The sequence below is a fragment of the Paraburkholderia sp. SIMBA_027 genome (assembly GCF_046535315.1).
Taxonomy (GTDB): Bacteria; Pseudomonadota; Gammaproteobacteria; order Burkholderiales; family Burkholderiaceae; genus Paraburkholderia; species Paraburkholderia tropica.
Window position 1 is genome coordinate 1 of the sequence record NZ_JAWRWY010001274.1, and the last position, 248, is coordinate 248.

The 248-nt window shown below is 66.9% G+C and carries 1 pseudogene; it reads left to right on the forward strand.

From position 1 onward, the window contains the following. Window positions 1–21 precede the first annotated feature (21 nt). Window positions 22–248: pseudogene (locus SB764_RS43245) on the forward strand (pilus assembly protein); the annotation flags it as partial.

Genomic DNA, 248 nt, shown 5'->3' on the forward strand with positions numbered 1-248 from the left:
GGCGCCCTGGAAGCCAAACCGATGCTCGCCATCGTCGCCCTCGGTGACGGCATGGACAACCAGTTGGTACTCAATGCCATGCGCGCCGGCGCGCGGGATTTTGTCGCCTACGGCTCGCGCTCCAGCGAAGTGGCCGGGCTGGTAAGGCGCCTGAGCAAACGCCTGCCGCCGGTCACCACCAACACCCAGCTGGGTGGCCTCAGCGTGCTGTATGGCACCCAGGGCAATGCCGATGGCGCACTGTTGGC